26 protein-coding genes and 6 tRNA genes are annotated in these 26,421 nt (G+C 68.9%); 26 read left to right on the top strand and 6 right to left on the bottom strand.

Annotated elements, in window-relative coordinates; translation table 11 throughout:
* Positions 1-426: sulfurtransferase (locus J5V96_RS12360; protein WP_208504184.1), on the bottom strand; the 426-nt coding region annotated here is incomplete at its 3' end.
* Positions 427-570: 144 nt separating this feature from the next.
* On the opposite strand from J5V96_RS12360, the gene zapE reads away from it, so the two are divergent.
* The 12 genes from zapE (at position 571) to J5V96_RS12300 (ending at position 7,510) form a co-directional block, all read left to right on the top strand.
* Entirely contained in the window at positions 571-1,590 is a 1,020-nt protein-coding gene (gene zapE / locus J5V96_RS12355) for a cell division protein ZapE (RefSeq protein WP_208504183.1), read from the top strand.
* Positions 1,591-1,749: 159 nt separating this feature from the next.
* Entirely contained in the window at positions 1,750-3,009 is a 1,260-nt protein-coding gene (locus J5V96_RS12350) for an ammonium transporter (RefSeq protein ID WP_208504181.1), read from the top strand.
* An 87-nt stretch (positions 3,010-3,096) separates the two neighbouring features.
* Positions 3,097-3,705: a type II toxin-antitoxin system PemK/MazF family toxin gene (locus J5V96_RS12345; RefSeq protein WP_208504179.1), complete on the top strand. Its 609-nt coding sequence runs from the start codon at positions 3,097-3,099 to the stop codon at positions 3,703-3,705.
* Between the two features lie 96 nt (positions 3,706-3,801).
* Positions 3,802-3,874: transfer RNA gene (locus J5V96_RS12340), tRNA-Val, on the top strand.
* A gap of 101 nt (positions 3,875-3,975) precedes the next feature.
* Positions 3,976-4,048, top strand: a tRNA-Gly gene (locus tag J5V96_RS12335).
* 49 nt (positions 4,049-4,097) lie between these two features.
* A tRNA-Cys gene (locus J5V96_RS12330) sits at positions 4,098-4,168 on the top strand.
* Between the two features lie 28 nt (positions 4,169-4,196).
* A tRNA-Val gene (locus J5V96_RS12325) sits at positions 4,197-4,268 on the top strand.
* A gap of 29 nt (positions 4,269-4,297) precedes the next feature.
* A tRNA-Gly gene (locus J5V96_RS12320) sits at positions 4,298-4,370 on the top strand.
* A gap of 58 nt (positions 4,371-4,428) precedes the next feature.
* Positions 4,429-4,500: transfer RNA gene (locus J5V96_RS12315), tRNA-Val, on the top strand.
* Positions 4,501-4,578: 78 nt separating this feature from the next.
* The gene (locus tag J5V96_RS12310) at positions 4,579-4,935 is read left to right on the top strand and encodes an ankyrin repeat domain-containing protein (RefSeq protein ID WP_208504177.1); all 357 of its coding nucleotides are present in this window, start codon (positions 4,579-4,581) and stop codon (positions 4,933-4,935) included.
* Between the two features lie 86 nt (positions 4,936-5,021).
* The gene (gene thrS / locus J5V96_RS12305) at positions 5,022-6,971 is read left to right on the top strand and encodes a threonine--tRNA ligase (protein ID WP_236014819.1); all 1,950 of its coding nucleotides are present in this window, start codon (positions 5,022-5,024) and stop codon (positions 6,969-6,971) included.
* Positions 6,971-7,510, top strand: coding sequence for an HIT family protein (locus J5V96_RS12300; protein WP_208504173.1), 540 nt, complete (start codon positions 6,971-6,973; stop codon positions 7,508-7,510). Before thrS ends, J5V96_RS12300 begins: the two co-directional genes overlap by 1 nt.
* A gap of 49 nt (positions 7,511-7,559) precedes the next feature.
* Here the strand turns inward: J5V96_RS12300 and J5V96_RS12295 are convergent, their stop codons facing one another.
* Positions 7,560-8,894: an aminotransferase class I/II-fold pyridoxal phosphate-dependent enzyme gene (locus tag J5V96_RS12295; protein WP_208504171.1), complete on the bottom strand. Its 1,335-nt coding sequence runs from the start codon at positions 8,892-8,894 to the stop codon at positions 7,560-7,562.
* A gap of 101 nt (positions 8,895-8,995) precedes the next feature.
* On the opposite strand from J5V96_RS12295, the gene pdxS reads away from it, so the two are divergent.
* Together pdxS and pdxT are read left to right on the top strand one after the other, a co-directional pair.
* Positions 8,996-9,907, top strand: a complete 912-nt coding sequence (gene pdxS / locus J5V96_RS12290) for a pyridoxal 5'-phosphate synthase lyase subunit PdxS (protein ID WP_208504169.1) — start codon at positions 8,996-8,998, stop codon at positions 9,905-9,907.
* On the top strand, positions 9,907-10,512 hold the full coding sequence (gene pdxT, locus J5V96_RS12285; RefSeq protein ID WP_208504167.1) for a pyridoxal 5'-phosphate synthase glutaminase subunit PdxT: 606 nt from the start codon (positions 9,907-9,909) through the stop codon (positions 10,510-10,512). Before pdxS ends, pdxT begins: the two co-directional genes overlap by 1 nt.
* A 74-nt stretch (positions 10,513-10,586) precedes the next feature.
* Here the strand turns inward: pdxT and pdxY are convergent, their stop codons facing one another.
* Positions 10,587-11,438, bottom strand: coding sequence for a pyridoxal kinase PdxY (gene pdxY / locus J5V96_RS12280; protein WP_208504164.1), 852 nt, complete (start codon positions 11,436-11,438; stop codon positions 10,587-10,589).
* Positions 11,439-11,618: 180 nt separating this feature from the next.
* Here pdxY and J5V96_RS12275 point away from each other — a divergent pair, with 180 nt between their 5' ends.
* The 9 genes from J5V96_RS12275 to J5V96_RS12235 all read left to right on the top strand — a co-directional run bounded on the left by J5V96_RS12275 (position 11,619) and on the right by J5V96_RS12235 (position 21,144).
* Positions 11,619-12,380: a YebC/PmpR family DNA-binding transcriptional regulator gene (locus J5V96_RS12275; protein ID WP_208504163.1), complete on the top strand. Its 762-nt coding sequence runs from the start codon at positions 11,619-11,621 to the stop codon at positions 12,378-12,380.
* A 73-nt stretch (positions 12,381-12,453) separates the two neighbouring features.
* Entirely contained in the window at positions 12,454-13,185 is a 732-nt protein-coding gene (locus J5V96_RS12270) for a phosphotransferase (RefSeq protein ID WP_208504161.1), read from the top strand.
* A gap of 49 nt (positions 13,186-13,234) precedes the next feature.
* Complete coding sequence (gene ruvC, locus J5V96_RS12265; protein ID WP_307793625.1) at positions 13,235-13,819, top strand: crossover junction endodeoxyribonuclease RuvC; 585 nt, start codon at positions 13,235-13,237, stop codon at positions 13,817-13,819.
* Between the two features lie 27 nt (positions 13,820-13,846).
* Positions 13,847-14,458: a Holliday junction branch migration protein RuvA gene (gene ruvA, locus J5V96_RS12260; protein WP_208504158.1), complete on the top strand. Its 612-nt coding sequence runs from the start codon at positions 13,847-13,849 to the stop codon at positions 14,456-14,458.
* Positions 14,451-15,476, top strand: a complete 1,026-nt coding sequence (ruvB, locus tag J5V96_RS12255) for a Holliday junction branch migration DNA helicase RuvB (RefSeq protein ID WP_208504156.1) — start codon at positions 14,451-14,453, stop codon at positions 15,474-15,476. Before ruvA ends, ruvB begins: the two co-directional genes overlap by 8 nt.
* Before the next feature lie 89 nt (positions 15,477-15,565).
* Entirely contained in the window at positions 15,566-16,039 is a 474-nt protein-coding gene (locus J5V96_RS12250; RefSeq protein WP_208504155.1) for a preprotein translocase subunit YajC, read from the top strand.
* A 44-nt stretch (positions 16,040-16,083) separates the two neighbouring features.
* Complete coding sequence (secD, locus tag J5V96_RS12245; protein WP_208504153.1) at positions 16,084-17,802, top strand: protein translocase subunit SecD; 1,719 nt, start codon at positions 16,084-16,086, stop codon at positions 17,800-17,802.
* Positions 17,802-18,779, top strand: coding sequence for a protein translocase subunit SecF (secF, locus tag J5V96_RS12240; RefSeq protein ID WP_208504150.1), 978 nt, complete (start codon positions 17,802-17,804; stop codon positions 18,777-18,779). Before secD ends, secF begins: the two co-directional genes overlap by 1 nt.
* 115 nt (positions 18,780-18,894) lie before the next feature.
* Positions 18,895-21,144: a RelA/SpoT family protein gene (locus tag J5V96_RS12235; protein WP_208504148.1), complete on the top strand. Its 2,250-nt coding sequence runs from the start codon at positions 18,895-18,897 to the stop codon at positions 21,142-21,144.
* Here the strand turns inward: J5V96_RS12235 and J5V96_RS12230 are convergent.
* The 3 genes from J5V96_RS12230 to J5V96_RS12220 form a co-directional block, all read right to left on the bottom strand.
* Positions 21,123-21,683, bottom strand: a complete 561-nt coding sequence (locus J5V96_RS12230; protein WP_208504146.1) for a type IV toxin-antitoxin system AbiEi family antitoxin — start codon at positions 21,681-21,683, stop codon at positions 21,123-21,125. The two genes, J5V96_RS12235 and J5V96_RS12230, sit on opposite strands and share 22 nt — an antisense overlap.
* An 81-nt stretch (positions 21,684-21,764) precedes the next feature.
* The gene (locus J5V96_RS17425; RefSeq protein ID WP_307793623.1) at positions 21,765-23,360 is read right to left on the bottom strand and encodes a DUF349 domain-containing protein; all 1,596 of its coding nucleotides are present in this window, start codon (positions 23,358-23,360) and stop codon (positions 21,765-21,767) included.
* Positions 23,361-23,440: 80 nt separating this feature from the next.
* Positions 23,441-23,788, bottom strand: a complete 348-nt coding sequence (locus J5V96_RS12220; RefSeq protein WP_208504144.1) for a dioxygenase — start codon at positions 23,786-23,788, stop codon at positions 23,441-23,443.
* A gap of 106 nt (positions 23,789-23,894) precedes the next feature.
* On the opposite strand from J5V96_RS12220, the gene J5V96_RS12215 reads away from it, so the two are divergent.
* From J5V96_RS12215 to J5V96_RS12205, 3 genes are all read left to right on the top strand, one after another.
* Positions 23,895-25,238 (top strand): replication-associated recombination protein A, encoded by a 1,344-nt coding sequence (locus tag J5V96_RS12215; protein WP_236014759.1) that lies wholly within the window; start codon positions 23,895-23,897, stop codon positions 25,236-25,238.
* Positions 25,239-25,420: 182 nt separating this feature from the next.
* Positions 25,421-26,050 (top strand): 30S ribosomal protein S4, encoded by a 630-nt coding sequence (gene rpsD, locus J5V96_RS12210; protein WP_208504142.1) that lies wholly within the window; start codon positions 25,421-25,423, stop codon positions 26,048-26,050.
* A 130-nt stretch (positions 26,051-26,180) separates the two neighbouring features.
* Positions 26,181-26,372 carry a hypothetical protein gene (locus tag J5V96_RS12205; protein WP_208504139.1) on the top strand — a complete coding sequence of 64 codons (192 nt, stop codon included), beginning with the start codon at positions 26,181-26,183 and terminating at the stop codon, positions 26,370-26,372.
* Positions 26,373-26,421 lie beyond the last annotated feature (49 nt).

The raw sequence follows: 26,421 nt of genomic DNA, 5'->3' as shown, positions 1-26,421 counted from the left end.
CCCGGCGGGGTCGGTCGTGAGCGCTCGTCCCTCCGAGATCCACCGATCGCGCCCGCCGTCGATCAGACGCACGTCCTCGTGGCCGAACAGCGAGAACACCCACAGCGCATAGGCGGCCCACCAGTTGTTCTTGTCGCCGTAGATCACGACCGTGTCGTCGCGCGAGATGCCCTTGGCGCTCATGAGCTTCGCAAAGCCCTCGCCGTCGACGTAGTCGCGCACGACCGGGTCGTTGAGCTCGGTGTGCCAGTCGACCTTCACGGCGCCGGGGATGTGGCCGGTCTCGTAGAGCAGCACGTCCTCGTCGGACTCGACGATCACGAGGCCCGGGGCACCGAGGTGCTGCTCCACCCAGGCGGTCGAGACAAGACGGCCGGGTTCAGCGAAGTCGGCGAATTCGGGAGACGGATCGAGATCGACGCTCACGGGTTCCTCCTGGCGATCGGGTGATGGCGGGCACGCCCAGCTGGGCGCAATTAGGCTTGATGCCTCCCGGATCGAGCGTAGGCGCGTCTGCGCGGCTCGGCTCCGGGGATCCGCTTCACGCGTAACGATCGGAAACCTGCGTCCATGACCTCCGCCCCGGCCGGCATCGTCCATCTCACCGAGCGTCAGCCGCAGCTCAGCGGCGAGCAGATGCTCGCGAGTCTTGTGCCGCCGCCGCAGTTCGACGAGGCCACCTTCGAGTCCTACCGCTCGGACCCGGACTTCCCGTCGCAGGAGGAGGCCAAGCAGCAGCTCGTCACGTTCGCGGTCGGGGCGCCGCCGGCCAAGCGCGGCGGGTTCTTCTCGCGGCGGCCGAAGGAGCCCGAGATGAAGCCGGGTGTGTACCTCGACGGCGGCTTCGGCGTCGGCAAGACGCACCTGCTCGCGGCGATCTTCCACGCGGTCCCCGCTCGCCGGAAGTACTTCGGCTCCTTCATCGAGTACACCGCGCTGGTCGGCGCGCTCGGCTACAAGCAGACGGTCGACCTGCTGCGCGGATCCGCGCTGCTCTGCATCGACGAGTTCGAGCTGGACGACCCGGGCGACACCATGGTGATGACGCGACTGCTCGGCGAGCTGGTCGCGTCGGGCACCCGGCTGGCCGCCACCAGCAACACGCCGCCCAACGCGCTGGGAGAGGGGCGCTTCGCGGCCCAGGACTTCCTGCGCGAGATCCACGCGATGGCCGACTCGTTCGAGACGATCCGGATCGACGGCGTCGATTTCCGTCAGCGCTCGTTCGACGGTCACGCTCCCGTGCTGGATCCGGCCGAGTACGAGCGGGAGCTCGCGGGCCTCGGCACCGCCAGCGACGACACGTTCGACGGCCTCATCGCCCACCTGGCGCACGTGCACCCGTCGCGCTACATCCGTCTCATCGACGGCATCGACGCGATCGGACTGCGCGATGTGCGCCAGCTGACGGACCAGTCGGAGGCGCTGCGCTTCGTGGCGTTCGTCGACCGCGTTTACGACGCGCAGCTGCCGATCCGAGCGACCGGATTCGCCCTCGACCAGGTGTTCAGCGAGCAGATGCTCGCGGGGGGCTATCGCAAGAAGTACCTGCGCGCGATCTCGCGCCTGGTCGCATCCACCCACGCGTGATCCGGTTCGGTTGTGAGCATCCGGAAACGGGATGTTCACACACCGGCCGATGCGTAACCGAGGGGAAACATCCTCTGAACCGTCTGTGAAACGGATCGCGAGAACACTGGGGCTCACCCGACGCTCCACCTGCGTCCCAGCAGAGAGGTTCCCGCGATCATGGATCAAGGCAACACAGCATTCATGCTCATCGCAGCAGCACTCGTGCTGCTCATGACGCCTGGCCTGGCGTTCTTCTACGGCGGTCTCGTCAAGGCGAAGAGCGTCATCTCGATGATGATGCTCAGCTTCGGCGCGATGGGCCTCATCGGCGTCCTCTGGGTGCTGTACGGCTACGCCGTCGCGTTCCCGGCCGCCGAGGGCACGATCGCACCGTTCGCGATCGACTTCTCGGCGCTCGGCCTGACCAGCCTGCTCGAGGCGCCTGAGGGTGCAGCGTTCCCGCCGCTGGCCTTCGTCGCGTTCCAGGCCACGTTCGCGATCCTCACCGTCGCCCTGATCTCGGGCGCCATCGCGGATCGCGCCAAGTTCGGCGCGTGGCTCGTCTTCGCCGGTCTGTGGGCCACGATCGTCTACTTCCCGGTCGCGAGCTGGGTCTTCAACTTCGGCCTCGCCGAGGACGGATCGTTCGCCTACGGCGGCTGGATCACGCATGGTCTGCAGGATGTCTTCGGCGTCGGCGCCATCGACTTCGCCGGTGGCACGGCGGTGCACATCAACGCCGGTGCCGCCGCCCTGGCCCTCGCGCTGGTGCTCGGCAAGCGCGTCGGCTTCCAGAAGGGCGTGCACGTCCCGCACAACCCGCCGTTCGTCCTGCTCGGCGCCGGCCTGCTCTGGTTCGGCTGGTTCGGCTTCAACGCCGGCTCGGAGCTCGCCGCCGACAACACGGCAGCGCTCGCCTTCGTCAACACGATCGGCGCTCCCGCTGCGGCCCTGCTCGGCTGGCTGATCGTCGAGAAGTTCAAGGATGGCAAGGCGACCTCGGTGGGCGCCGCCTCGGGCGCCGTCGCGGGCCTCGTCGCCATCACCCCCGCCTGCGCCTCGCTCCACCCGGTCTGGGCGCTTCTGCTCGGGTTCATCGCCGGCATCGTCTGCGCCTTCGCGATCGAACTGAAGTGGAAGCTCGGCTTCGACGACTCGCTCGACGTGGTCGGCATCCACCTCGTCGGCGGTCTGATCGGAACGCTGTACCTCGGCTTCTTCGCCAACGGCACGGGCCTGTTCATGGGCGGCGGCTTCGCACAGCTGATCGTGCAGGCGATCGCCGCGGTCTCGGTGCTGGTGTACTCCTTCGTCCTGGCGCTCGTGATCGGATTCGCGGTCGAGAAGACCATCGGCTTCCGCGTGAAGAACGAGGACGAGCTCGCCGGAATCGACACCGTGCTGCACGGCGAGGTCGGCTACACCCTGGCCGACTGACGCCGTCGCGCACCGCAGACAGCTCAGAGGGCACCCCGCGCATCCCGCCCGGGGTGCCCTCTGGCGCGTTCCCCTAGGCTCGGGGGCATGGCAGGGAAGGGAATCCTCGGCGCGTTCGCGAAGCTCGTGCTCGGTGCGGTGGAGACCGCCACGCGCCGTCCTTCGGGGCAGGCGAGGCCCGGCGGCACCGGATCGAGCGGCTCGCGCGGCGGTAGGGGATCGACGCCGTCGCCTCGTCCGGCGAACCGCGATGACGATGCTTCGCGTGCCCCGGTTCCGGAGAGCATCCTGACCGTGGAGGTGCGGCCGGATGACGTCCGTGATCTGCGCCTCGAGTACGCCCCGTCGATGGACGGCGATCCCGATGCCGGCGAGATCGTCTGGACGTGGGTGCCCTACGCCGAGAACGACGGGCGGGGCAAGGACCGTCCTGTGCTGATCGTGGCGAGGCAGAGCGGGCGACGCCTCTATGCCGTCAAGCTGACCAGCAGGTCGCATGACGGCGACCGCGAGTACCTGTCGATCGGCCGCGGGGACTGGGACAGCGCGGGCCGCGAGTCGTGGGTCGACCTCGACCAGCTGTACAGCGTGCATGCCGACGGGATGCGCCGCGAGGCAGCCTCGCTGGATCTCGATCGCTTCGCCCGCGTGGCCTCCGCCCTGCAGCGCCGCTACGGGTGGACCGCGGGCCGGTGACGCGCCACGCCCGGTGTGGTCGTCCGGTTCGCCGTGCCGTGCCGAGTCGGGTAGTGTTGTATCTCGGCCCGCAAGGGTCTGAAAAGTGAACAGCTTGGGCGATTGGCGCAGTTGGTAGCGCGCTTCCTTCACACGGAAGAGGTCGTCGGTTCGAGTCCGGCATCGCCCACTGCACAGTCCAGATCGGACACGCCCGAATGGGCGTGGGGGTTTGGAAGGGTCGACGAAGTCGGCTAATGTGTAACAAGTGCCTGGAGCGATCCAGGACACGCGGATGTAGCGCAGTTGGTAGCGCATAACCTTGCCAAGGTTAGGGTCGCGAGTTCGAGTCTCGTCATCCGCTCGAGTGTTGAGCAGCCGTCAGGCTCTCGGCATGCGGGTCCCAACCCCGTGGTGGCGTGGCCGAGTGGCTAGGCACCGGCCTGCAAAGCCGTTTACACGGGTTCGAATCCCGTCGCCACCTCGCGAAAACTGAACACAGCTCGAGATGAGCGCGATTGGCGCAGCGGTAGCGCGCTTCCCTGACACGGAAGAGGTCACTGGTTCGATCCCAGTATCGCGCACGAGATGGATCCTCCGGGAGACGTCTCATGCGGATGTAGCGCAGTTGGTAGCGCATAACCTTGCCAAGGTTAGGGTCGCGAGTTCGAGTCTCGTCATCCGCTCCGAAGATCGAAGCCCGGCTCCGGCCGGGCTTCGTCGTTCACCCCCTGCTCGACATGAGCGCGATTGGCGCAGCGGTAGCGCGCTTCCCTGACACGGAAGAGGTCACTGGTTCGATCCCAGTATCGCGCACAGGATCACGAAGGCCCCGGCGGTTGCCGGGCCTTCGTCGTCTGCGCCCGCGAGCCCCGATGATGCTTGACTGGTCCCATGATCGAGCCCACCGCAGACCAGCTGTTCGACTTCGCCCGCCTGGGTGAGACCGCCGCACTTCTCGAGGCCGTCGACGCGGGGACGGATCCGGATCTCGCCGACCAGCAGGGGAGCACCCTCCTGATGCTCGCCGCGTACCACGGGCACGCCGAGCTGGTGGCCGGGCTGGCCGAGCGCGGAGCCGACGTGAACCGCCTGAGCGGGCGCGGTCAGTCGCCGCTCGCGGGTGCCGTCTTCAAGCAGCATGACGCGGTGATCAGCGCTCTTCTCGCCGCCGGCGCGGATGCCGAGGCCGGCAACCCCTCTGCACGCGCCACCGCCGAGATGTTCGGTCGCCCGCTGCCGGAGGCCTGACGCGGACGGCGACGCCCGATCCGCCGAACTAGACTGATCGGGTGACCACCGGTTTTGACCTGTACCCCGAGAAGAACGTCGTCGCCATGCGCGTCGACGGTGAGCTGAAGGACCTCGCAGCGGAGGTCACGACGGATTCGAACGGGACCCCGGTGCAGACGACGGAGCCGGTCACCATCGACAGCCAGGACGGCCTCAACATCCTGCGCCACTCCACGGCGCACGTGCTGGCGCAGGCCGTGCAGAAGCTGCGTCCCTCGGCGAAGCTCGGCATCGGTCCCTTCATCACCGACGGCTTCTATTACGACTTCGGCGTCGACGATCCCTTCACGCCGGATGACCTGAAGGCGATCAAGAAGGAGATGCAGCGCATCGTCAAGGACGCGCAGCGCTTCCGTCGCCGTGTCGTCACCGACGACGAGGCGCGCGTCGAGCTCGCGGACGAGCCGTTCAAGCTCGAGCTCATCGGCCTCAAGGGCGGCAAGAAGGAAGCCGCCGAGGGTGCCGGCGTCGAGGTCGGCGAGGGCGAGCTGACGATCTACGACAACATCGATGGCCGCACCGGTGAGACCGCGTGGAAGGACCTCTGCCGCGGCCCCCACGTGCCCTCGACGCGCATGGTCGGCAACGGCTGGGACATCGTCCGCGTCGCCGGCGCCTACTGGCGCGGCAGCGAGAAGAATCCGCAGCTGCAGCGCATCTACGGCACCGCCTGGCCGACCAAGGACGAGCTGCGCGCCTACCAGGAGCGCCTCGCCGAGGCCGCGCGCCGCGATCACCGCAAGCTCGGCCGCGAGCTCGACCTGTTCTCGTTCCCCGAGGAGATAGGATCCGGTCTCTCGGTATGGCACCCCAAGGGCGGCATCGTCCGTGGTGAGATGGAGCAGCACCACCGCAAGCGCCACATCCAGGCCGGGTACAGCTACGTCTACACGCCGCACATCACGAAGAAGGATCTCTTCGTGACCTCGAACCACCTCGTCACCTACGCCGACGGCATCTGGCCGCCGATCCGCATGGACGAGGAGCGCGACGACGAGGGCAACGTCACCAAGCAGGGTGTCGACTACTACCTGAAGCCGATGAACTGCCCGATGCACATCCTGATCTACAAGGAGCGCGCCCGCAGCTACCGAGACCTACCGCTGCGCCTCGCGGAGAACGGCACCGTCTATCGCAACGAGCTCTCGGGTGCGCTGCATGGCCTCACCCGTGTGCGCGGCTTCACGCAGGACGACGCCCACCTGTTCGTCACGCCCGACCAGCTCGAGGCCGAGACGACCAAGGTGCTCGAGTTCGTGCTGTCGCTGCTGAAGGACTTCGGCCTCACCGACTTCCGTCTCGAGCTCTCGATGCGCGACGACGAGAAGTCGAAGTGGATCGGCGAGGAGGAGGTCTGGGCGACGGCGACCGATGCGCTGCGTCGTGTGGCGCTCGCGACGGGCCTCGAGCTGATCGAGGAGCCCGGAGAGGCCGCGTTCTACGGTCCGAAGATCGACCTCAAGGTCACCGATGCGATCGGCCGCTCGTGGCAGCTCTCGACGGTGCAGCTCGACTTCAACCTGCCCGAGCGCTTCGAACTTGAGTTCACCGACCGCGACGGCTCGAAGCAGCGTCCGATCATGATCCACCGCGCGCTGTTCGGATCCATCGAGCGCTTCTTCGCGATCCTGCTCGAGCACTACGCGGGTGACTTCCCGCTGTGGCTCGCGCCCGTGCAGGTCGTCGGCGTGCCCGTGGCCGATGAGTTCGCCGACTACCTCGACGGCGTCATCGAGCAGCTGCGTCAGGCCGACGTGCGCGCCGAGCTCGATCGCTCCGACGACCGCATGCAGAAGAAGATCCGCACGCACACCACGTCGAAGGTGCCTGTCATCCTCATCGCCGGTGACCAGGATCGATCCGCGGGAACCGTGTCGTTCCGCTTCCGCGACGGCTCGCAGCGCAACGGCGTGCCCATCGCCGAGGCGATCGAGCTGCTGACCGGCGCGGTGTCGTCGAAGGCCCTGATCCAGACCTCCGAGGACCTCGCCTGATGTCCGCCGAACTCGAAGGGGCGGCGGAGTTCGCCGCCGTCCCCGACGAGTTCCAGCGACTGTGGACGCCGCACCGCATGGCGTACATCACCGCCGGCGCCGACGTGAACCGGGGGGCAGGCTGTCCCTTCTGCGCCGCGCCGGGCCGGGATGACGAGTCGGCGCTGATCGTGCATCGCGGCAAGACCGCGTTTGTGCTGCTCAACCTCTTCCCATACAACTCCGGACACCTGCTGGTGTGCCCTTACCGCCACGTCGGCATGTACGACGAGGCGACGGCGGAGGAGGCCGGGGAGATCACCGCGCTCACGCAGACCGCGATGCGCGTGCTGCGTGAGGTCTCACGCTGCGACGGCTTCAATATCGGCATGAACCAGGGCCACGTGGCCGGGGCCGGCGTCGAAGAGCACCTGCACCAGCACATCGTGCCGCGCTGGGCGAGCGATGCGAACTTCTTCCCGATCATCGCGAAGACGAAGGCGCTGCCTCAGCTGCTCGGTGATGTGCGCCGGGCGATCGCGGACGCCTGGCCCGCCTGATCACACGGGCTTGACGGGGCGGACCCGACGCACGACGAATCCGCTCGCGTCAGCGAGCCGCGGCGATCGATGCGGCGAGGTCGGTGACGAGGGTCACGGACTCCGCGTCCGTGAGGTCGTGGACCGTGAGCCGCAGGTGCGGTTCGGCGGGGGAGTCGAGATAGAACTCGTCGCCCGTGCGCACGAGCCACCCGCGTCGGCGCAGCTCGGCCGCGACGAGGGGGGCGGGCGCCTCGACGGGAACCCACACGCTGAGCCCATCGGCCACTCGCGTGGAGATGTCGTGCGCCGAGAGCAGCTCGGCGAAGGCCGCGTTGCGGGCGGCGTAGTGCGCGCCGGCGCGGCTGATGAGGTCCTGCGCGTTCGGATCCGCGAGGATCGCGTGCGCGAGGCGCTGCAGCAGGTGGCTGACCCAGGTGGTGCCCGAGCTCAGGCGAAGTGCGAGACGCTCGGCGGTGTGCGGATCCGATGCGGTGACGGCGAGGCACATGTCGGGACCGAGGAACTTCGACACCGACCGCACGAGCGCCCAGCGTCGGTGGTCCGGCCCGACGATCGAGCGGAACGGCTGCTGAGAGAGCAGCGAGAAGTGGTCGTCCTCGATGACGAGCACGTACGGATGATCGGCGAGCACGGCGCGCAGCTGGGCGGCACGGGTATCCGACAGGCCATGGCCGGTGGGGTTCTGTGCGCGGGGTGTGCAGATCACGGCGCGCACGCCCTGCGCGAGGGCCGCTCGCAGGCCGTCCACGGTCATGCCCTCGGCGTCGACGGGCACCGGAACGGCGCGGTAGCCGGCGAGCCGGACGGTGTGGATGTTGGCCAGCCAGCAGGGGTCTTCGAGAGCGATGGCGTCGTCGCGGGTCAGCGCCTGGGCGAGAAGGCGCTCGACGGCGTCGACGGCGCCGCTGGTGAGCGTGAGGCGCAGTTCGGCAGGCGCGGCATCTGCGCGCATCCACGCGAGGGCGTCGGCCTCGAGATCCGGATCGATCACGGGCTCCCCGTAGAGCACCGGACGACCTGCGAGCGCACCGAGGTAGGCAGAAGGATCCGGGATCCAGGCGGGATCCGGATTGCCCGCGCCGACATCTCGCAGCCGGCGCGACGGATCCGGATCCGCGTGACTGAAGCCCTCCTGCGCGACCGGCTCGGGATGCGCGATGCGGGTGCCCGCCCGGCCTCCCGCGACGACGAGGCCGGAGCGACTGAGGAGACCGTACGCCGCGACGGCGGTGTTGCGGTTGACGCCGAGGCGCTCGGCGAGCGCGCGCACGGGCGGAAGGGAGTCGCCGGGCTGCAGCGCGCCGCGCTCGAGCAGCGCGCGCACGCTGCCGGCGATCTCGGCGGCGGTGCGACCTTCGATGCTGCTCACGACGTCGTCCATCGTGTCGAGCCTACTGGCGCACCGTGATACTTTTTGGCATAGGTCGAACTTCGACCTATGCCAAAAGCCCGCCCAGACGGGCCAGACCTCAGGAGCATCGCGTGACCGACGCCACCACCTCGACGACCGACGCCGCCTTCGGGGGGAGCCGCATCAAGCGCGGACTCGCCGACATGATGAAGGGCGGGGTGATCATGGACGTCGTCACTCCCGAGCAGGCGCGGATCGCCGAAGACGCCGGCGCCGTCGCGGTCATGGCCCTCGAGCGTGTGCCCGCCGACATCCGCGCCGAGGGTGGCGTCTCGCGGATGAGCGACCCTGACATGATCGACGGCATCATCCAGGCCGTCTCCATCCCCGTCATGGCGAAGGCGCGCATTGGCCACTTCGTCGAGGCGCAGGTTCTGCAGGAGCTCGGCGTCGACTACATCGACGAGTCCGAGGTGCTCTCGCCCGCCGACTACGTCAACCACATCGACAAGCAGAAGTTCACCGTGCCCTTCGTCTGCGGCGCCACGAACCTCGGTGAGGCCCTGCGCCGCATCAACGAGGGGGCCGCGATGATCCGCTCGAAGGGCGAGGCGGGCACAGGTGACGTCTCGGAGGCCACGAAGCACATCCGCAAGATCACCTCGGAGATCAACCTGCTGCGCTCGATGACCCGAGACGAGCTCTACGTGGCGGCCAAGGAGCTGCAGGCGCCGTACGACCTCGTCGCGGAGATCGCCGAGACGGGCAAGCTGCCGGTGGTGCTTTTCACCGCGGGCGGCGTGGCCACACCTGCCGATGCGGCGATGATGATGCAGCTGGGGGCCGATGGTGTGTTCGTCGGCTCGGGCATCTTCAAGTCGGGCGACCCGGCCAAGCGGGCGGCCGCCATCGTGAAGGCCACCACCTTCCACGACGACGCGAAGGTCATCGCCGAGGTGTCGCGCGGGCTCGGCGAGGCGATGGTCGGCATCAACGTCTCCGACCTCCCGGCGCCGCACCGTCTCGCGGAGCGCGGCTGGTGATGAGCCCCCGCGTCGGCGTTCTCGCGCTGCAAGGTGACGTGCGCGAGCACGTGAACGCGCTCCGGGAGCTCGGTGCCGAGGCGGTGCTTGTCCGTCGCCCGGAAGAGCTCTCGTCCGTCGACGGTCTCGTGATCCCGGGCGGCGAGTCCAGCGTGATCGACAAGCTCTCTCGCGCCTTCGGGATGCAGGTTCCGATCCGTGAGGCGATCGCCGCCGGGCTTCCGGTCTATGGAACGTGCGCGGGACTGATCCTGCTCGCGGATCGGATCATCGGCGCGATCGACGGCCAGGAGACGTTCGGGGGACTTGACGTCACCGTGCGCCGCAACGCGTTCGGCGGTCAGGTGGAGTCCTTCGAGACCGACCTCGTCTCTGCGGAGCTCGAGGGCGCGCCGGTGCACGCCGCGTTCATCCGGGCACCGCTCGTCGAGGAGGTCGGCCCGCTGGCCCGGGTGCTCGCGGCGCTGCCCGACGGCCGGGTGGTCGCGGTCGCACAGGGCAATCTGATCGGCACCGCGTTCCATCCGGAGGTCACGGGGGAGCTGCGCTTCCACCGGATGCTGCTGGACCGGATCTCCGCCCGCGCCACGACGCGGGCGGCATAGACGCGCAGAGGTATGAGAAACGGCGGCTCTGATCACTCAGAGTCGCCGTTTCTCATACCTTCTGGAGGATCCGGTCAGCGAACCTGGCGCACCTCGAACTCCATCCGCGGGTGTGCGTAGTGCTGCTGCGACTCGACCAGCTGCAGCTCGCGCTCACCCGAGGCGAGAGTCTGCTCGAGCAGACCGAAGACGCTCGACGCCGTGCGCGCGAGGGCCTCGGCGGCCGAGCCCGTCGCGGTGTAGTGCGCGGTGAACAGCGCGGCGGTGACGTCGCCCGAACCGTTGGCCTTGAAGGGCAGACGGGGTGTGGCGATGAGCCAGGCGCCTTTGTCGTCCGCGGCGAGCATCTCGAGCGTGCCGTCGGCGTTGTCCGGACGCTCGACGCTCGTGACGAGCACCGTGCGCGGACCCATCTCGTGCGCGCGGTCCACCGACGCCAGCGTCGAGGGGAGGTCGCCGGGCTCGGTGTCCGTCAGGTAGCCGAGCTCGAACTGGTTGGGAGTGATGATGTCCGCCACCGGCACGACCTTGTCTCGCAGCAGCACGGGGATCTCCGGGGCGACGAAGCAGCCCGACTTGGCGTTGCCCATCACCGGATCGCACGCGTACAGCGCGTTGGGGTTCGCGGCCTTCACCCGCGCGACGGCATCGACGATGACGTCCGCGATGCCGACGCCGCCCTGATAACCGGAGAGCACTGCATCGATCTGCGGGAACGCGCCCCGCTCCTCGATGCCGGTGAGGACCTCGCGCACATCGTCGGGGGCGATGAGGGGGCCGCGCCAGGCGCCGTAGCCCGTGTGGTTCGAGAAGTTGACCGTGTACACGGGCAGCACCTCGACGCCGATGCGCTGCAGCGGGAACACCGCCGCCGAGTTGCCGACGTGTCCGTACGCGACCGCCGACTGGATCGAGAGGATCTTCATGCTCTGATCCTCCCACTCCCGGGGGCCGTGCTCCCGCAGGGATCGTCTCCTCGACGCAACCGGGCGCCGCGATGCGCCACGGGCCCTGCGGCGCGGATCGCGGTGATCCTCTTAGACTGGTTCGAGGTCCTCGACCGTGCGGAAGCGCGCAGGGACCACGGATATCGGAGCGGGAGAGTCATGTCAGGTCATTCCAAGTGGGCGACGACCAAGCACAAGAAGGCGGTCATCGACGCCCGTCGTGCCAAGTCGTGGGCGAAGCTGATCAAGAACATCGAGGTTGCGGCGCGCATCGGCGGTCCGGATGAGGCGGGCAACCCGACACTGTTCGACGCCGTTCTCAAGGCGAAGAAGACCTCGGTTCCCAAGGACAACATCGACCGCGCCATCAAGCGCGGCGCCGGCATCGGCGGCGAGGCCGTCGATTACACGACGATCATGTACGAGTGCTACGCGCCCGGCGGCGTCGCCATGCTCATCGAGTGTCTGACCGACAACAAGAACCGTGCGGCCGCCGAAGTGCGCACGGCGGTCACCCGCAACGGCGGCAACATGGCAGACCCGGGGTCGGTCTCGTTCAACTTCGAGCGCAAGGGCGTCATCGTCGTGTCGGGCGAGGGCGTCGACGAAGACGACGTGATGATGGCCGCCCTCGAGGCCGGAGCCGACGAGGTGGAGCCGCACCCGCAGGGCTTCGAGATCGTCACCCCGGCGAGCGACCTGGTCGCGGTGCGTTCCGCTCTCAAGGACGCCGGCATCGAGTACGAGTCCGCCGATGCCGAGTTCGTCGCGAATGTGAAGGTCCCCGCCGACGCCGACACCGCGCGCAAGGTATTCAAGCTGATCGATGCCCTCGAGGACAGCGATGACGTGCAGAACGTCTTCACGAACATCGACCTGACGCCCGAGGTGCGGGCCGAGCTCGAGGCCGACGACGAGTAAGTCGACTCACGCCTCGCGGCGCCCCATCCGGTCTCCGGGTGGGGCGCCGTCGCATTCCCGGTACCGTGGTCGCGTGCAGGACGAAGAGGTGCTTGCGGGCGGCAACGTGACGCCGGTGGTCCGGATCGGAGACACCGTCCGTCGTGAGAGCGGGCGATGGACGCCGGCGGTGCATGAACTGCTGCGCGCGTGTGAGGCCGCGGGCGTCGATGGCGTGCCTCGTGTGCTCGGCCTCGACTCGATCGGGCGCGAGATCCTGAGCTTCCTACCCGGGGAGGTGCTCGTCGGCACGGATGCGCTGTGGGATCGGCGGGTGATGCGCGATGCCGCCGCCCTGCTGCGGCGGATCCACGACGCGAGCGTCACCCTCGTCGACCTCGAGCTCGAGTGGCGAGCGCCGCGGAGCGAGCCCGCTGAGGTGATCTGCCACAACGACTTCGCGACGTACAACCTCGTGCTCGCCCCGGACGGATCCGTCGCTGCGATCGACTTCGACTTCGCCTCACCGGGGCCGCGGATCCGCGACCTCGCCTATCTGGCGTACCGGATCGCCCCCTGGGTGGGCGACGCCACGGGCGCGGATCCGGATCGCCACGGCTCGCCGGAAGAGCGGGTGCGCGCGTTGATCGCGGCGTACGGGGCCGAGTGGTCGGTCGACGAGGTGCGGACCGCCGCGGCCGACCGGGTGGAGGAGCTGGCCGCCTTCACGGAGGACCGTGCTGCGGCCACGGGACGCGCCGACTTCACCGCGCACGCGGCGATGTACCGGCGTGATGCCGCCCGGATGCGCCAGGCGATCGCATGAGCCGGCGGGGCTGCCGCCCGCTCGCGTGAGGTGCGCCTACGCTGGCGAAGTGAGCACTCTGCGCGTCCTCGGCATCGACCCCGGTCTGACCCGGTGCGGCGTCGGGGTGGTCGATGTCGCGCGCAACCGCACGGCGACCCTGGTGCATGTGGGCGTGGTGCGCTCGGCGGCGGACTCGCCGATCGCCGAGCGACTCGCCACGATCGCACGTGGGATCCGGGAGGTGCTCGACCTCACGCAGCCGCACGTCGTGGCGGTCGAGCGGGTGTTCGCTCAGCACAACCTGCATTCGGTCACCGGCACGGCGCAGGCCAGCGGCGTCGCGCTGATGCTCGCGGCAGAGCGTGGGATCCCGGCGGCGACCCACACGCCGAGCGAGGTCAAAGCCGCGGTCACCGGCTATGGCGCGGCCGACAAGCTGCAGGTGCAGACCATGATCCAGCGCGTGCTGCGCCTCGATGCTCTCCCTCAGCCCGCCGACGCCGCGGACGCACTCGCGTTGGCGCTGTGCCACGCCTGGGGCGGGGGAGTCTCCGCCCAGGCGCACGTGGCGGACACCTCGCTCACCCCCGCTCAGCGCGCGTGGGCCGAGGCGGAGAAGCGCTCGCGGACGAAGCGTGTCGCTCGAACATAGGTGCGAACCGCCGCGTAGGCTGTGGGCATGATCTCCTCCCTGCGCGGCACCGTGCTGCATGCCGCAGCTGACAGCGTCGTCGTCGAGGTCGGGGGAGTCGGCTTCTCCGTGGCGGTGCCCCCCGACGTCGCGCGCACCGCGCGGCCCGGCGAGACCCTCGCGCTGCACACGAATCTCATCGTCCGCGAGGACGCGCTGTCGCTGTTCGGTTTCCTCGAGCGCGAGGAACTCGAGGTGTTCATCGTGCTTCTTGGGGTCTCAGGGGTGGGACCCAAGTCGGCGCTCGGCGTGCTGTCGGGCCTGACGGTCGATCAGATCGCCGCCGCGGTCGCCGAAGAGGACGACGCGCCCTTCCGCAAGGTGTCGGGCATCGGACCCAAGACGGCCAAGCTCATCGTGCTGCAGCTGCAGGGCAAGCTCGCCCCGCCCGCCCCGGCGGTCGCCACGAAGGCGGCGCCCGATGTGGCGGCGAGTGTGGTGCAGGCGGTGGCCGGTCTCGGCTGGCCCGAGCGCGTCGCCGGCGAGGCGGTCGCACAGGCCGCGGAGGCGGCTTCCGACGCCGACCGCGCGTCGGTCCAGGCCCTGCTGCGTCTGACGCTCGCGCTGCTCGGCCCCGCGAAGCAGGCAGCGCGTGGCTGAGGACGAGATCACCACGCCGCGGCCGGTGGATGATGCCGAGCTCGCGATCGAGGGCGCCCTGCGCCCCGTGTCGCTTGCGGAGTTCGTCGGTCAGCAGAAGGTGCGCGGCCAGTTGCAGCTGCTGCTCGACGCGGCGCGCATCCAGCAGCGTCCGGCCGACCACATCCTGCTCGCGGGCCCTCCTGGTCTGGGCAAGACGACACTCGCGATGATCGTGGCGCACGAGAGCGAGCGCCCCCTGCGTATGTCGAGCGGTCCCGCGATTCAGCATGCGGGTGATCTCGCGGCGCTCCTATCGAGCCTGACGCCGGGCGAGGTGCTGTTCATCGACGAGATCCATCGGATGGCGCGCTCCGCCGAGGAGATGCTCTATCTCGCGATGGAGGACTTCCGCATCGACATCATGGTCGGCAAGGGCGCCGGGGCGACCAGTATCCCTCTCGATCTCGCGCCCTTCACGCTCGTGGGAGCCACGACGCGATCCGGCATGCTGCCGAACCCGCTGCGGGATCGCTTCGGATTCACGGCGCATCTCGAGTACTACGAGCCCGCGGAGCTCGAACGCGTTGTCGGGCGCTCGGCGTCGGTGCTCGGAGTCGCGCTGGGGGATCAGCAGAAAGCGGAGATCGCGCGTCGCTCGCGTGGCACACCCCGCATCGCCAACCGGCTGCTGCGACGGGTGCGTGACTACGCGCTCGTCCATGCGGGCGGTGCCGCCGCCGACATCGCCGAGGTGCGGGCGGCACTGGAGCTGTACGACGTCGACGGCATCGGCCTCGATCGGCTCGACCGCGCCGTGCTCGACGCTCTGGTCAAGCGCTTCCGCGGCGGCCCGGTCGGCCTGTCCACCCTCGCGGTGACGGTGGGTGAGGAGCCCGACACCGTCGAGAGCGTTGTGGAGCCCTACCTGGTGCGCATCGGATTCATGGCAAGGACGCCGCGTGGACGTGTCGCCACGCCGGAGGCGTACGCCCACCTCGGCGTGCCGCTGGCTGACGGGGCGCTCGATTTCCGATGACCTATACTCACTGAAGGTCTGGCGGTATCCGCCGAAAAACCCCGCTTCGCGCCGACGCCGGCGCGCGCCCTCGAAAGGCTCACAGCCCCATGGATCCGAATCTCCTTCTTCTCGTCGTCTTCGTCGTGCTCATCGGCTGGATGTTCTTCAACTCCCGCCGCACGCGTGCGAAGCAGAAGGAGGCCGCGGAGCTGAAGGCCCAGCAGATGGTGCCCGGCGCCCGCGTGATGACGCGCAGCGGTCTGTTCGGCACGCTCGTCGAGTTCGACAAGGACGACCTCTCGAAGCCGGCCAAGGTCGAGATCGCTCCGGGCGTCGTCATCGAGCTGCACTCGCAGGTCGTCGACATCGCGCCGGACACCGTGGTCGAGGATGACGCTGCCGAAGCGGACGACGTCGATGAGGAGCCCGTCACCGAGGTCGAGGCCGCCAAGGCCTCCGAGGAGGCTGCGGAGGCTCCCGCCGTCGCCGCCGACGGCAAGCCCGAGGCGTACGGCGTCCCCGAGTACAAGCTTCCCGAGATCGACCTCGGCGACGACAAGGGCGACGACAAGAAGGCCTGAGCCTTCCGTCCCTCCGTCTCCCGCAGCAGAAAGCTGAGCCGCCCGTGGCGACATCGACTCCTGCGCGCCGTGCCTGGCGCGTTCTGACCGGCCTGCTGGTCCTCACCGCTGTGCTGTTCGGCGTGAACGCGCTCGGCGTGCACGTCGTCAAGGGCGGCACCTGGGTTCCCGAGCTCGCGCTCGACCTTCAGGGCGGCACCCAGATCATCCTCGAGGCGCAGACCGACAACGGCGAGCCGTCAGCGGAGCAGATGACTCAGGCCGTGGCGATCATCCGGCAGCGCGTCGACGCCTCCGGCGTCGGCGAGTCGGAGATCTCGACGCAGGGCGGCAAGAACATCGTCGTCCAGATCCCCGGAAACGCCGACGAGGCCACTCGCGAGCGCATCCAGCGCAGCGCGCAGCTCGAGCTCCGAGCGGTGATCTACGCCTCGGCGCCGACCAACACGTTCGTCGGCGAGGACGGCGAGGAGACGCCGTACCCGACGCCGGAGGAGTCGCTGAACGCCGTGCCGACGGCCGAGCCCTCCAACGGCTCCGACCCGGCGTGGGTGACCGACAAGCTCTGGGCGCAGTTCAACGCCTATAACTGCGACGACGAGGCGAATGACCCCTCGTCGGCGCCGGCCGATCAGCCGCTGATCACGTGCGACGTCGACAACAGCGCGAAGTACATCCTGGGCCCCGTGGAGATGGACGGCTCCTCGGTCGACGACGCCACCAACGGCATGGACCCCCAGCGCGGCACCTGGAGCGTCAACCTCCGCTTCGACGCGGAGGGCACGAAGACGTTCGGCGAGATCTCGCAGCGGCTCTACGGCGCGCAGTCGCCGATGAACCAGTTCGCGTTCGTCCTGGACGGCAAGATCATCTCGGCCCCGTCGATGGACGCGATCATCACCGACGGTCGTCCCTCGATCTCCGGCCAGGGCATCGACCAGGAGACGTCGAAGCTGCTCGCCGATCAGCTCAAGTTCGGCGCCCTTCCCCTCAGCTTCGAGGTCGTCTCGTCCGACACCATCTCGGCCACGCTCGGCTCGCAGCAGCTGCAGAGCGGTCTGATCGCCGGTCTCATCGGCCTCGCACTGGTCGCGCTCTACGTCGTCCTCATCTCGTACCGAGCGCTCGGCTTCGTGATCATCGCGTCGCTCGTCGTGATGGGCGTGCTGACCTACATCCTGCTCTGCCTGCTGTCCTGGCGACTCGGCTACCGCCTGTCGCTGGCTGGCGTCGCGGGCCTGATCGTCACGATCGGCTTCACTGCGGATTCGTTCATCGTGTACTTCGAACGCATCCGAGATGAGCTGCGCGACGGCAAGGGCATCATCGCCGCCGTTGAGGACGGCTGGAGTCGCGCGAAGCGCACGATCTACATCTCGAAGTCGATCAACATCCTGGCCGCCGTCGTGCTGTACATCCTCGCCGACGCCACCGTGAAGGGCTTCGCGTTCACGCTGGGGCTCACGACCGTGCTGGACGTGCTGATCTTCGTGATCTTCACCCACCCCGTAATGCAGCTGCTGGTGCGCACTCCGTTCTTCGGCAACGGCCACCCGCTGTCGGGCCTCGACCCGAAGGCGCTGGGCTCGGTGTACACGGCTCGCTCGTCGTTCCGCACGCCCGTCGCTTCGGGCGGCCGCGCTCAGCGTTCGCGTGGCGAGGCCGAGCGCCGACAGACCATCGCCGAGCGGAAGGCCGCCGAGGCGGCCGCGCAGAACGCGTCGGACAAGGGCGCCTCGCGCGCCGAGGAGGAGAACGCCTGATGCGCTCCATGACCGAGTTCGGCAACGACCTCTACACGGGCAAGGCCTCCTTCCCGTTCGTCGGCCGGCGTCGCAGCTGGTTCATCGTCGCGATCGTGCTCGTGGTGCTCTCGGCGATCGCGCCGCTGCTGCGCGGCGTCGAGTTCTCGATCGAGTTCACCGGAGGCTCGCAGTTCCTGGTCTCCGCACCGGCGTCGACCGACCAGGCGCTTGCGACGCGGGCCGTCGAGGAGGCCGTGCCGGGCACGACCGCCAAGGTGACGACCATCAGCGAGCGCGACATTCGCGTTCAGACGTCGCAGCTGGATGACGCGCAGACGCACGACGTCACGCGGGCGCTGGCCGAGGCCTACGACGTCGCGGACGAGGAGATCACCGCCTCGTTCATCGGACCCACCTGGGGTCAGGACGTCACGCGCCAGTCGCTGTGGGGTCTTGCGATCTTCCTGGCGCTGACATTCCTGATCCTCGCGATCTACTTCCGCACGTGGAAGATGTCGGCCGCTGCCATCATCGGCCTGCTGGACGTGCTGGTGGTGACGGTGGGCATCTACGCCCTCTGCGGCTTCGAGATCTCGCCGGCGGCGGTGATCGGATTCCTCACGATCCTCGCCTACTCGCTCTACGACACGACCGTCGTGTTCGACAAGATCCGGGAGAACACCTCCGAGGATGCCGAGGTGACGAGTCGCACGTTCGGCGAGTCGGTCAACCTCGCGGTGAACCAGACGCTTGTGCGCTCCATCAACACGTCGATCGTGGCCGCCCTTCCGGTCGCGGCGATCCTCTTCATCGGATCCTTCGTGCTGGGCGCCGAGACGCTGTCGGACATCTCGCTGTCGATCTTCGTCGGCATCATCGTGGCGACGTATTCCACGCTGTTCGTGGCGGCACCGCTCTACTCGCTCTTCCGCGAGAACGAGCCGGCCATCCGGCTGGCGGACGAGCGTGTGCTCTCCGCGCGTGCAGCCGCCTGAACGGCTACCTGATGAGCAGTCGCGGCGCGGCGGCCGCTGACCTGGGGGTCCCGCGCCGCGGCGTAGAATCGCATTGCCCTCCTCACGGGGGCGAGATCGTGGGAGGGGTCAGGACATGGCCGATTCGGTGACGTCCCAGGCACCCAGCCTTCGCCGGCTGGTGCCTCGCATCTTCTCGCGCGCCTCCCGCCACGCCGACCTCACGCGCCTGATCAACACGGTGCGCGCCAATCACCCGCGCGGCGACATGGCCATCATCGAGAAGGCCTACGCGGTCGCCGATGAAAAGCACCGCGGTCAGAAGCGCCAGAGCGGCGAGCCGTACATCACGCACCCGCTGGCCGTGGCGCAGATCCTCGCGGATCTCGGCCTCGGCCCTCGCGCCATCGCGGCGGCGCTGCTGCACGACACGGTCGAGGACACCGGCTATCCGCTCGACGAGCTGCGTGCCGAGTTCGGCGATGAGGTAGCGCTGCTCGTGGACGGCGTCACGAAGCTCGACAAGGTCAAGTACGGCGAGAGTGCGCAGGCCGAGACGGTCCGCAAGATGATCGTCGCGATGTCGAAGGACGTCCGTGTCCTCGTCATCAAGCTCGCCGACCGCCTGCACAACGCCCGTACGTGGGGCTTCGTGCCGAGCGAGAAGGCGGCGAAGAAGGCGACCGAGACCCTCGAGATCTACGCGCCGCTCGCGCACCGCCTCGGTATCCAGGCGATCAAGTCCGAGCTCGAGGATCTGTCGTTCGCCGTGCTGCATCCGAAGATCTACAACGAGATCGACAGCCTCGTGAAGCAGCGCACGCCCCAGCGTGAGCAGTACGTGCACTCCGTCATCGACGACGTGAATCGCGACCTCCACGAACTGCGCATCCGCGGCTCGGTGGCCGGTCGCCCGAAGCAGCTGTACTCCGTGTACCAGAAGATGATCGTCCGCGGTAAGGAGTTCGACGACATCTACGATCTGATCGGCATCCGCGTGATCGTCGGCACCGTGCGCGACTGCTACGCGGTGCTCGGTTCGATCCACGCTCGCTGGCGTCCGCTGCCGGGCCGGTTCAAGGACTACATCGCCACGCCGAAGTTCAATCTCTACCGCTCGCTGCACACGACCGTGATCGGCCCCGGCGGGCGCACCGTCGAGATCCAGATCCGCACGCAGGAGATGCACCAGCAGGCGGAGTTCGGTGTCGCGGCGCACTGGAAGTACAAGGAGCGCATGGCCGGCGGGAAGCCGGTCGATGACCCGAAGTCCATCGACACCGACATGGCGTGGCTGGCGCGCATCTCCGACTGGGAGTCGGAGACGAAGGATCCGGGCGAGTTCCTCGACTCGCTGCGTTTCGAGATCGGCGCGAAGGACGTGTACGTCTTCACTCCCAAGGGGCGCGTCATCGGGCTGCCCTCGGGGGCGACCCCCGTCGACTTCGCCTACGCGGTGCACACGGAGATCGGTCACCGCACGATGGGTGCCAAGGTCAATGGTCGCCTCGTGCCCCTGGAGACGCGTCTGAACTCGGGCGATGTCGTCGAGGTCTTCACATCGAAGAACCCCGACGCGAGCCCCAGTCAGGATTGGCTGACCTTCGTCAAGAGCACGCGCGCCCGAAACAAGATCCGCGGCTGGTTCACGAAGGAGCGGCGCGAGGAGGCGATCGAGCAGGGCAAGGACGCCATTGTCCGCGCCATGCGCCGGCACCACCTTCCGATCCAGCGTCTGAAGGACAACCTGCAGGAGGTCGCCGACCTCATGCACTACGAGGACGTGTCGGCGCTGTACGCCGCGGTGGGCGAGGGACACATCTCGTCGCAGCACGTGCTCGAGAAGGTCACGGCGGTCATTCACGCCACCGAGGAGCCCACGACCGCTCAGGTGGAGCTTCCTCCGACCGTGAGCCAGCGTGCTCCGCGCAGCGGCGATGCGGGGGTGCTCGTGCGCGGCGCCGACGACATCCTCGTGAAGCTCGCGAAGTGCTGCACCCCGGTGCCGGGCGACACCATCGTCGGCTTCATCACGCGCGGCAGCGGCGTGTCCGTCCATCGCTCCGACTGCACCAATGTCGCGCAGCTCAAGAACGATCCGGAGCGCATGATCGAGGTGTCGTGGGCGCCCACGGCGAAGAGCGTCTTCCTGGTGCAGATCCAGGTCGAGGCGCTGGATCGATCCGGTCTGCTCTCCGATGTGACGCGCGTGCTCAGCGAGCATCACGTGAACATCCTCTCCGCCACGGTCTCGACCACCAAGGAGCGCCTGGCGCTCAGTCGTTTCGTGTTCGAGATGGGCGACGCCGTGCATCTCGATCGTGTGCTGAACGCCGTGCGCCGCATCGACGGGGTCTACGACGTCTATCGTGTGACCTCGTCCTGACCCGGCGCGCGCGCCGCTGACCGCAAGCCGGCGAGATAGGCCATGGCGGGCTGGCGGCCCGGGAACCGCCGGTGCGCGCGCAGCCAGCGCAGCGCATCATCGATCAGACCGGAAGTCGCCAGGCGCGCCGCCACCGTCGCGATCTCCGGATCGGAGGCCTCCCTCGCGAGCTCCACGAGCGTCCGCGCTGGCGACGCCACGCGCACACCGCCGATCACCACCGTGTCCTCATCGGCGAGCGGGGTGTCTCGGAAACGCACGTCGTGTCGGACGGGACGCGCGACTCCCGCACGGCCGCGCTGCACGTGGTGGACGGCAGGCGGAAGACCGACGGCGCCGTGCACCCACGCCGCACTCATCCCGATCGCGGCGAGTCGTTCGCCGAGGATGAGACGCATGCTCGCCGCGCGGATCTCCGACGTCTCGAGGCCGGCGGTGGAGGCATAGGCCTCGCCCACGAGCGTCAGCTCGCCGTCGAGGCGCGCGGCAGAGAGCTCGGCGGGGGAGAAGAGCTCATGCGGGAAGTGCACAAGGGGCATGACTCCAGCGTGCACGCAAAGAAGAGGGGCGCGCGGTCCGGTGTGGATAACCGGATCCGCGCGCCCCTCGGGCTCGGCGCGTCAGCCGCCGATGGCCTTCAGCCAGAGACGGCGGGCGTCGAGGGCGTCCTTCGCGGCCTGCTCAGCCTTGGTGTCGCCCTTGGCCTGCGCGTCGGCGATCTCCTTCTCGAGCTTCTCGATCGCCTCCTCGAGCTGACGGGTCGCATCATTGGCGCGAGCCTTGGTCTCGGGGTTGTTGCGCTTCCATTCGACCTCTTCACGCGAACGCAGGTCGTTCTCGATCCGACGGATCTGGTCGTCGAGACCGCGCTCCACGTCGCGCGGGAAGATGCGACCCACTTCGTCCCAGCGGCGCTGGATGCCCGACAGAAGCTGGCGCGCCTTCTTGACGTCGGCGGTGTCGGCGACGACCTTCGCCTCCTCGAGCAGCGCCTTGCGCGCCTCGATGCGCGGCGCGGACTCGGCCTGCTCAGCGGCGTCGCGCTCGGCGCGGGCGCCGTACAGAGCGTCTCCGGCGGCCTTGAAGCGCGCCCAGAGTGCATCGTCGACCTTGCGGCCCGCGCGGCCCGCGGCCTTCCACTCGTCGAGCAGCGCGCGGTACGCCGGGATGCCGTCCTCGCCCTTGGAGGCGAGGGCCTCGGCCTTCTCGAGGATGCGGGTCTTGGCGTCGCGGGCCGACTTGTGCGTCTCGTCGAGCTCGGCGAAGAACGCACGGCGGGCACGCTCGACCGTGGCGCGGGCGTCGCGGAATCGCTTCCACAGCGCCTGACCGGTCGCCTTGGGGAGACGCGGTGCTGACTGCTGGTGCGCCTGCCACTCCTCGAACGCGGCGTTGAGCTCGGTCGTCGCCTGCTTCCACTGGATCGACTTCGGGTCGCGGGCGGCCAGGGCCTCCACACGCTCAACGATCGCGGTGCGCTGAGCGACGGCCTCGTCGACTGCGGCGCGGTGTGCGGCCGCTTCCTCCGCGCTGGCCTCGGTCAGCGAGGCCATCAGCGCGTCGAGGAGATCGTTCAGACCGGCGAGGTCGCCGACGACGTCGGCGCCGGTGACCTCGTCCTTGAGCTTCTTCGCCTGGCCGCGCAGGTCGCCGGCGGAGGCACCACCGCGCAGGCGGCGCTGCGCCAGGGTGCGCACGCGGAGGGCGAGGTCGTCGAACTTGCGCTCGAAGTACGCGAGAGCCTCCTCCGGGGTGCCGTCCGGGTACTCGCCCACGACACGCCACTCATCGCCTTCGCGGACCGAGACGGAGCCGTTCTCGTCCACTCGGCCCCACTCGGAGGAGACCGGCTCGCTCGCCGACGCGGGCTCGGCCTGCGGTGCCTCCTCGGCGGCAGCGGCGTCGGCCGGCGCGGACTCTGCCGCGGCATCCTCGGATGCGACGGCGTCCCCGGGCGCGGGGGCGTCGGTCTGGGAGGCGTCGGCGACCTCGACTGCGGCGTCCTCGGATGCGGGGGCGTCGGCCTCGACGGCGTCGTCGACCTCGGGCGCGGCGGCCCCCTCCTCGGCGGCTTCGGGTTCCGTGGGCTCGACGGCGGCGTCGGCCTCGTGCGAGGGCGCAGGCGTCACCTCGGACGACGCGGCGTCATTCGTCTCGGGGGCGTCGATGCCGTCCGGGGTGGTGTCTTCAATGGGGGTGTGATCGGAGTTCGTCACGGGAGGCTCCTTGCGCGGTGACCGCGGGAGGGGACAGGACGCGCCAAGCCTAGTACGGCACGGCGGTTCTGACTCCGGTGTCAGCCCTCGGGTGTCGTCGTGGGCTCCGGGGTGGCCGTCGGCGCGGGCGAATCCGTCCCCGCCGGGCTGGGCTCCGTGGGCGTCGGGGACGGAGAGAGCGTGGTCGTGGGCTCCGGGGCGGGTGTCGGATCGGGGGCGCCGGGGCCGACCGTGTAGAAGAGCGCCTGCCCGGCGACGGCGAGCGCGATGACCGTTCCCGCGATCGTCGCCCCCAGGATTCCGTCGCGGCGGCGCCGGCGCGCCTGGGACTGGCGCTGCTGCATCCGCGCCTCATAGATGCGCGCACGTTCGCGAGCCTCGCGGGCGGCGCGGTTCTTCGCGGACGATGACTTGCCTCCTGCGGCCATGCTTCCCGATCCTCTCGATGACGGCGGGACGAGCCTACTGAGGCCGTGGAGACCGCCGGAAATCGACACGGATCCGATGTCGGATGCGCCGCCTAGGCTTGTCGGGATGAATGCGGCGAACGGATCCCTCATGGGCGGCGGGCGAGGGCTGACGCCCCTCGCCGTGCGCATGCGTCCGACGTCGCTCAGCGAAGTCGCCGGGCAGGCGCATCTTCTTCGACCCGGATCTCCGATCGTCGCTCTCGCAGACCCGCAGGCCCAGGCGCCCGGCACGGTGTCCGTGATCCTGTGGGGTCCGCCCGGCACGGGCAAGACGACGCTGGCTCAGGCGATCGCACGCTCGTCGGGGCGTCGCTTCGTCGAGCTCTCGGCGATCACCGCCGGCGTCAAGGACGTCCGGGAGGTGATGCAGGAAGCACTCAATCAGCGCGACCTGTACGGGCAGTCGACCATCCTCTTCCTCGACGAGATCCACCGGTTCACCAAGGCTCAGCAGGATGCGCTGCTGCCGGGTGTCGAGAACGGCTGGGTCATCCTGATCGCCGCGACGACGGAGAACCCTTCGTTCTCGGTCATCTCCCCCCTGCTGTCGCGCTCGCTCCTGCTGACGCTGCAGCCCCTCACCGACGATGACCTCGGCACGCTCGTCGATCGCGCCGTGAGCGACGTCCGCGGCCTGGCAGACGAGGTCGAGCTGAGCGCCGAGGCCCGGGCGGCGCTGATCCAGCTGTCGTCGGGCGATGCGCGCCGCGCGCTCACGGCCCTCGAGGCCAGTGCCGGCGTCGCGGTGTCCGAGGCGCCTGAGGGCGACGCCAAGCCGACGGTCAGCGGCGAGCACGTCGCTCAGGCCGTCGATCGTGCGCTGCTGCGATACGACCGTCAGGGCGACGAGCACTACGACGTCATCAGCGCCTTCATCAAGTCGATCAGGGGATCCGACGTGGATGCCGCGATGCACTACCTCGCCCGCATGATCGAGGCGGGGGAGGACCCGCGCTTCATCGCGCGCCGCCTCGTCATCTCCGCGTCGGAGGACATCGGACTCGCCGATCCCCAGGCGCTGCAGATCGCGGTCGCCGCCGCCGATGCCGTCGCGTTCATCGGCATGCCCGAGGGGCGGATCCCGCTCGCGGAGGCGACCGCCTACCTCGCGACGGCGGCGAAGTCGAACGCCGCGTACAACGCCATCAACGCCGCGATGGCCGACATCAAGGCCGGTCGGTTCAGCCCCGTGCCCAAGCATCTGCGCGACGCGCACTATCCGGGCGCGAAGCGCCTCGGTCACGGCAAGGGCTACGTCTACCCGCACGATCACGAGCTCGGCGTCGTGAAGCAGCAGTACCTTCCCGACGACCTGCGCGGCACCCGCTACTACGAGCCCAAGCCGCATGGTGCCGAGCGCGAGATCGGCGCTCGGCTCGACAAGCTCCGCCGCATCATCGGGGAATGACGCACCGGAGTGCCTGCGACTGGCAGGGCAGCGAGGTGCCGTCTGATAAACTTGATCGGCTCGACTTCCGGGCACATCCCCTTTCGCATGATCCCTCAGGTGGGTAGACGTACGCCTGAACCGGATGGGAGGGGACTGTACGTCCGAGCGCCGTGACAGTCACGGCCTCGTGAAAGGAAATCATGACGACCAAGTCGCAGGACCGCCGCAAGGTCCGCCTGTCGCGCGCTCTGGGCATCGCGCTGACGCCGAAGGCCGCCCGTTACCTCGAGAAGCGTCCCTACGGCCCCGGCCAGCACGGACGTACGAAGCGCAAGGCCGACAGCGACTACGCTGTCCGCCTCCGCGAGAAGCAGCGTCTGCGCGAGCAGTACGGCATCCGCGAGAAGCAGCTCCGTATCGCCTTCAACGAGGCCCGTCGCACCGACGGCCTGACGGGTGAGAACCTCGTCGAGCTGCTCGAGATGCGTCTCGACGCCCTCGTGCTGCGTTCGGGCTTCGCCCGTACGACCGCGCAGGCGCGTCAGTTCGTGGTGCACCGCCACATCCTCGTCGACGGCAAGATCGTCGACCGCCCGTCGTTCCGCGTGAAGCCGGGTCAGACCATCGAGGTCAAGGCCAAGTCGGAGGGTCTCGAGCCCTTCCAGGTCGCGGCCGCCGGCGGTCACGCCGAGGTCCTGCCGAACGTTCCGGCGTACCTCGAGGTCTCGCTCGACAAGCTCCAGGCCACGCTCGTGCGTCGCCCGAAGCGCGTCGAGGTGCCCGTCACCTGTGACGTGCAGCTCGTCGTCGAGTACTACGCCGCCCGCTGACCTTCAGCCCACGCGTTCTTCGGAGGGCGTCGGAGCTTCGGCTCCGGCGCCCTTCGTCGTCCCTGGAGGTCTTCGGTCTACGATGGAGAGACGTCGCGGATCCGCGGCGGAATCCCGGAGGACAGGTGACATGAAGAACGTGCTGTGGTTCCTGCTCGGCATCGTCTCGGGCTTCGTGGCGGCCCACTTCCTCAACAAGGATCCGCGCGGCGCCGAGGTGCTCGCCGACATCGATGCCCGCATCGACGAGTTCGTCGAGCGGATCGGCGAGGCCTACCGCCTCGAGGAGGCCCGTCGAGCCGAGGACGCCCCCTCCGCCTGACACCCCGGATCTCGAGGTCGCCGTCATCCGTGGCGGCGGCCCCCGCATG

The sequence above is a fragment of the Microbacterium stercoris genome, assembly GCF_017592545.1.
GTDB classification, from domain to species: domain Bacteria; phylum Actinomycetota; class Actinomycetes; order Actinomycetales; family Microbacteriaceae; genus Microbacterium; species Microbacterium stercoris.
Note: the sequence above shows the minus strand (reverse complement) of the source record. Positions and strands in the feature narration are given on the sequence as shown.